Here is a 6,218-nt window from a genome sequence, read left to right as displayed (position 1 = left end):
GGTCCGGCGCGGCGCTCCGCCGCCGCCCGCCCCGGCCGCGAGCGGGACGGCGGCGGCGAGCAGCGCGACGGTGGCGGACGCCGGCCCGTAGGAGAGGTCGACGCCGAGCCTGGCCCGCCCCGGCGGCCCGGCCGGGCTGGTGCGCACCCGGAAGCGGACCGACTCCAGCAGGGCCCGGGTGAGCTCCCCGACGGCCGCCGCCTCGCCGCGCCCGCGCCCCGCGCCGGCGCCCGGCTCGTCGTACCCGGAGAGGAACGGCCGCCCGTCGCGCAGGCCCAGCGCGTGCCCGGGCGGCACCCGCTGCACGCCCAGGTAGGGCGTGCCGGTGCCGAGCGCCTCCGGCGCCTCGGGGCAGGCGAGCCGGGCGGCCAGGTGGCCGGTGTCCAGCGGTGCGCCGACCAGGTCGGCGAGCGGCAGGGCCGCGGTGGCGTACGCGGTGCCGCCGCCCCAGGGGGTGTGGAAGACCGGCCGGGCGCCGGCCAGGTCGGTGAGCAGGACCGTGGAGCGGGTGCCGCTGCGCAGCACCACGGTGTAGCTGCCGGGCCAGGCGGTGAGGTGGCGGACGGCGCCGCCGCGGGCGGCGGCCAGGCCGGCGGCGAGTTCGGCGTCGGTGGCGCCGCAGGGGCCGAGGACGGCGAGCCGGAGCACGGCGGGTCCGGGCTCGACCGGGTCGGGGGCGGCGGGCCCGGTGGTGACGACGGCGGGCGCGCCGGGTCGCAGGGTGACCAGACGGATCTCCTCGGGCCGCCAGTCGCCGACGGCCCAGAGCGGGTCGGGCCCGTTCCACAGGGGACGCGCGGCGATCGGCGCGACCGCGCCGGGCGTCTCGTGCGCCGGTGCGCCCGGTCGGGGCGCGCCCGTGCACCAGCCCGTCAGCCACCGCATCGCGCCTCCACCGCACGAGGACCAGCACCGCCCGGCGCGCCCGTCAGCGGGCGGCGCCCCTGGCCGGCCCGTGGCGCACCGTCAGAGGACATGGTGCCACCGGTTCCGCGTCCGGCGACCGGAGTTGACGTTTCCGGTACGCGCCCGGGCGGCCCCGCGCGCCCGTCGGCACGCGGCTCGAACACCCGGACGGCAACCGGACCGCCTCCCCGCCGGGGCGGGCCGGGCCTCCCCCTCCTCGGCCCGGACCGCCCTCCACGGCGCCCTGTCATGGCCATCGCGAGATGGCCGAAAGGCGTCGCTCTGCCCGGGAGGGCATCCGCATGCCCTCCCGGACGTCGCCACCGCCCGCGGGGATGGAGGCGGCGGCATCCCCCGGCCCGCCGGGTCCTCGACGGCGGGCCGACCCACGACCACCAGCGAATCGCCGACCAGCCGGTCGGGCCAGGGGGCACGGCCGGGCGCACATCGACACGGGACCGGAGCACGGCGCTCCGGCGCTCCCCCCGGACACCCCCGGGCGGCCGGATCCGGGTGGTCCGGACCAATCCGCCGGACCGCCGGCCGGCCGGGCCCGGGCGCGCGATCCCGCCATCCGGAATGCGGCCTCTTAACCGTCGGAACGCGTCCGACTACTCTAGGTACAGCAGCTACGGCCCGGGGCCTCCCGGGCCCCGCGCACAAGGCCGCAGGAGGTGCCGCCGCCACCATGACCGTCAGCCCACGAGGACCGAACGAACGGCTCGGCACGCTCCTGACCCTCGCCCAGATCAGCAACGCCGGGCTGGCCCGCCGCGTCAACGACCTCGGCGCCCAACGCGGGTTGACGCTCCGCTACGACAAGACCTCGGTGGCCCGCTGGGTCAGCAAGGGCATGGTGCCGCAGGGCCCCGTGCCGCACCTGATCGCCACCGCGATCGGCGGCAAACTCGGCCGGCCGGTGCCGCTGGAGGAGATCGGGCTCGGCGACACCGACCCGGCGCCCGAACTCGGCCTCGCCTTCCCGCGCGAGGTGCCCGACGCCGTCCGCTCCGCCACCGACCTCTGGCGGGTCGACCTCGACCTGCGGCGCGGCCCCGGCGGCGGGCGCTGGAGCGACAGCCTGGCCGGAACCTTCTCGGTCGCCGCGTACGCGACCCCGGTCTCCCGCTGGCTGATCACCCCCGCCGACGGTTCGGTGGCCCGTGAGGTGCCGCGCTCCCCCGCCGAGGCGGGCTCCTACCGGGTCGGCCACTCGGACGCCGCCAAGCTCCGCGAGGCCGCCCAGGAGGCCCGCCGCTGGGACTCCAAGTACGGTGGCGGGGACTGGCGTTCGTCGATGGTGCCGGAGTGCCTGCGGGTCGAGGCGGCGCCGCTGCTGCTCGCCTCCTACAGCGACGCGGTGGGCCGGGCGCTGTTCGGCGCGACGGCCGAACTCACCCGGCTGGCCGGGTGGATGGCGTTCGACACCGGCCAGCACGAGGCCGCCCAGCGCTACTACATCCAGGCCCTGCGGCTCGCCCGGGCCGCCGCGGACGTCCCGCTCGGCGGCTACGTGCTGGCCTCGATGAGCCTGCAGGCCGGGTACCGGGGGTTCGCCGAGGAGGCCGTGGACCTCGCCCAGGCGGCCCTGGAGCGCAACCGGGGCCTGGCCACCACCCGGACGATGAGCTTCTTCCACCTGGTCGAGGCACGGGCCCAGGCCAAGGCGCGGAACGCGGCGGCGTGCGCGACGGCGCTCGGGGCCGCGGAGAGCGCACTGGAGCGGGCGCGCGCCGGGGATCCCGATCCGGCGTGGATCGACTTCTACGCCTACGACCGGCTCGCGGCCGACGCCGCCGAGTGCTTCCGCGACCTCGGCGTGCCCTCCAAGGTCCGCCAGTTCACCCGGGAGGCGCTGGCCCGGCCCACCGAGGGGTTCGTCCGCTCACACGGCCTGCGGCTGGTCGTCTCCGCGATGGCCGAGGCCGAGGCGGGCAACCTCGACGCCGCGGTGGCGGCCGGCGAGCGCGCCGTCGACGTGGCCGGGCGGATCTCCTCGCAGCGCAGCCGCGAGTACGTGGTGGAGATGCTCCGCAGGCTGGAGCCGTTCCAGGGCGAGCGCCGCGTGCGCGAACTGACCGAACGGGCCCGCACGGTCATCGTCGCCCCGGCCTGACCGTGCGCCCGGGCGCCCCGTGACGCCCCCTCGACCGGCCCCCGCCGGCATGGCAGCATCGCCGTCGGACGGGGGACGGTCGGACGAGGCGAGGCGAGGAGCGAGCCGTGCGGTACGACGTCGACGTGCTGGTGGTGGGGGGCGGGATCGTCGGGCTCGCCACGGCGTACGCGCTGACCGGGGCCCGGCCCGGACTGGGACTCACCGTGCTGGAGAAGGAACCCGGACTGGCCGCCCACCAGACCGGGCGCAACAGCGGCGTGATCCACAGCGGCGTCTACTACCGGCCGGGCTCGCTCAAGGCCCGGTACGCGGTGGCCGGCGCCGCCGAGATGGTGGAGTTCTGCCGCGCCCACGCGATCCCGCACGAGGTCACCGGGAAGCTGATCGTCGCCACCGGGCCCGCCGAGCTGGACCGGCTGCGCACCCTGGCCGAGCGCGGCCGGGCCAACGGCATCCCGGTCACCGAGCTGGACCGCCGGGGCATCGCCGCGTACGAGCCGCAGGTCACCGGCATCGCCGGGCTGCACATCGGCACCACCGGCATCTGCGACTTCCCCGCCGTGGCCGCCGCCTACGCGCGGCTGGCCCGCGAGGCCGGCGCCGAGATCCGCACCGGGGCCGAGCTGCGGGCGGTCGCCCGGCGGGCCGACGGCGTCACCGTGCAGACCTCGGCGGGCGAGCTGCGCTGCCGGGTGCTGGTGAACTGCGCGGGCCTGCACAGCGACCGGATCGCCCGGCTGGCCGGCGACGACCCCGGGGTGCGGATCGTGCCGTTCCGCGGCGAGTACTACGAACTCGTCAAGGAGCGGCGGGAGTTGGTGCGGGGCCTGGTCTACCCGGTGCCCGACCCGGCGTTCCCGTTCCTGGGCGTCCACCTGACCCGGGGCGTGCACGGGGACGTGCACGTCGGCCCGAACGCGGTACCGGCCCTGGCCCGCGAGGGCTACGACTGGCGCACCGTGCGGCCGCGCGACCTCGCCGGCACCGCCGCCTTCCCCGGCACCTGGCGGATCGCCCGCCGGCACTGGCGCTACGAGCTGGGCGAACTGCACCGCTCGCTGTCCAAGCGGGCGTTCACCACGGCCGTCCAGCGGCTGCTGCCGGCCGTCACGGCGGCCGACCTGGTCCGGGCCGGGGCCGGCGTCCGCGCCCAGGCGGTGGCCCGGGACGGCGCGCTGCTGGACGACTTCGCCTTCGCCGGCTTCGACCCGGACGACCCGCGCTCCACCCGCCGCCTGGTGCACGTGCTGAACGCGCCCTCCCCGGCGGCGACGGCCTCGCTGCCGATCGGCCGGGAGGTGGCCCGCCGGGCGCTGGCCGCGCTGGAGGCGGGCGGCTGAGGGCCGGCGGAAGGCGGGCGGCGGGCGGGAACGTGGGGACCGTCACAGGCCCTGCGGCCCGCGCCCGACGGCCCCGTAGACTCGGGTGATTGTGACTGCCACCGCCCCGATCCCCCAGCCCTCGCCCTCCGCCCGGCTCTCCGCGGCACCCGCCGCGTACCCCGCGCCGATGTACCCGCACAAGGCCACCGAGGCCCAGCACAGCGAGCGGCGCATCCGCAGCTTCCAGCCGCGCCGGGGCCGGATGACCAACGCCCAGGCGGGCGCGCTGGACCGGGGCTGGGAGCAGCACGGCATCGCGATCGACGGCACCCCGCTCGACCTGCCCGCGCTGTTCGGCGGCCTGCCGGTCACCCTGGAGATCGGCTTCGGCATGGGCGAGACCACCGCCGCGATGGCCGCCGCCGACCCCGCCATGGGCATCCTGGCCGCCGACGTCCACACCCCCGGCCACGGCAACCTGCTCGGCCTGCTGGAGCGCGACGGCAGCACCAACGTCCGCCCGGCCGCCGGTGACGCCGTGATCCTGCTGCGCGACATGCTGTCCGACGCCTCGCTGGCCGGCCTGCGGGTCTACTTCGCCGACCCGTGGCCCAAGCCCAAGCACCACAAGCGCCGGCTGGTCCAGCCGTCCTTCCTGGAGCTGGTGCTGCCCCGGCTGGCGCCCGGCGCGCTGGTGCACTGCGCCACCGACTGGGAGCCGTACGCCGAGCAGATGCTCGACGTGCTGTCCGCCTCGCCGGAGCTGGAGAACCTGCACCCCGAGGGCGACGGCACCGGCTGGCTGGAGCCGGCGGACCACCCGGACGGCTCCGTCCCCGGCTACGCGCCGCGGCCCGACTGGCGCCCGGTCACCAAGTTCGAACGGGCCGGCCTCGCCAAGGGCCACGTGGTGCACGACCTGCTGTTCCGCCGCCGCTGAGTCCCCGCCGGGTGTTCGACCCGGCGGGCCCCGACGGCCCCGGCGACCGCCGGCGGGCCGGACCGGAGCGGGGCGTTCGCTCCGACTCCCCCCGGCCGCCGGGCGGCGTGGCCTACCCTGTGGCGCGTGAGCACCCCGCCCGGCGATGGGTACCACCTCACCGTGCGGGCCGCCGACGACCGAGAGATGCCCACGCCCACCGCCGGCCCCCGGACCATCCCGGGGCCCCGGAGGCGCCGGGCGCACCGGCTGCTGCCCGCCGCCCCCGCGCCCGCCCCCGCCCGGACGGACGCACCCGCCGCCCCGGCCGCCTCCCCCGCGGCCCGCACGGCCCCCGTCTCCCCCGCGGCCCGCGCCGCGCGCTCGCTGCGCCGGTCGGTGGTCCCCTCGGTGAGCGCGACGGTCGTGCTGGCACTGGCCGGCTGCGGCGTGCTGATCCTCCACCTGGTCCGCCGCCAGACCGGCACCACCGGGCTGCTGGTCGGACTCGGCCTGGCGACGGTCCCGCTGCCCTTCGTGCTCGGCGGGCTCGCCTGGCTCAACCAGACCGCCCGGGTGCCGCTGCGGTACACCGTGTTCTGCCTCGGCTGGGGCGCCTGCGCCGCCACCACCGTGGCCATCCTCGCCAACGGCTGGACCAGCACCTACCTGAGCACCCACCAGGGCAGCCTCGGCGAGGCGCTGGGGGCCGACCTGGTCACCCCGGTGATCGAGGAGAGCGCGAAGGGCGCCGCCCTGCTCGTCCTGCTGCTGCCGCTCGGCCGGCGGCTGCGCTGCGCGGGCCTGCGCTCCGGCCGTCCCCGGCCCGGACCCGGCGGGCCGCACCGGCTGCCCGGCCCCCGGCAGCCGCGCGCGTACCGGCGCCGGCTCGCCCGGCCGCTCGCGCGCGGCCGGCGGCGGCTGCGCCCCTACCTGCGCCCGGTGCGCCCCC

General features: G+C 78.2%; 4 protein-coding genes and 1 pseudogene. 4 read left to right on the top strand and 1 reads right to left on the bottom strand.

The features are described 5' to 3' along the window. Positions 1–885 (bottom strand): annotated as a pseudogene (locus ACFXAM_RS37185) (asparagine synthase); the annotation flags it as partial. Between the two features lie 709 nt (positions 886–1,594). On the opposite strand from ACFXAM_RS37185, the gene ACFXAM_RS37180 reads away from it, so the two are divergent. The 4 genes from ACFXAM_RS37180 to ACFXAM_RS37165 form a co-directional block, all read left to right on the top strand. Next, positions 1,595–3,022 (top strand): MFS transporter, encoded by a 1,428-nt coding sequence (locus ACFXAM_RS37180; RefSeq protein WP_380298174.1) that lies wholly within the window; start codon positions 1,595–1,597, stop codon positions 3,020–3,022. 107 nt (positions 3,023–3,129) lie between these two features. Next, positions 3,130–4,365 carry an L-2-hydroxyglutarate oxidase gene (gene lhgO / locus ACFXAM_RS37175; RefSeq protein ID WP_380298172.1) on the top strand — a complete coding sequence of 412 codons (1,236 nt, stop codon included), beginning with the start codon at positions 3,130–3,132 and terminating at the stop codon, positions 4,363–4,365. Between the two features lie 91 nt (positions 4,366–4,456). Continuing rightward, on the top strand, positions 4,457–5,287 hold the full coding sequence (trmB, locus tag ACFXAM_RS37170) for a tRNA (guanosine(46)-N7)-methyltransferase TrmB (protein WP_380298171.1): 831 nt from the start codon (positions 4,457–4,459) through the stop codon (positions 5,285–5,287). A 126-nt stretch (positions 5,288–5,413) separates the two neighbouring features. After that, positions 5,414–6,218, top strand: an 805-nt coding sequence (locus ACFXAM_RS37165) for a PrsW family glutamic-type intramembrane protease (RefSeq protein WP_380298169.1), incomplete at its 3' end; no start/stop codon positions are given.

Source organism: Kitasatospora sp. NPDC059462, assembly GCF_042749955.1.
Classification (GTDB): Bacteria; Actinomycetota; Actinomycetes; order Streptomycetales; family Streptomycetaceae; genus Kitasatospora.
This window is presented reverse-complemented; position numbering and strand designations above follow the sequence as displayed.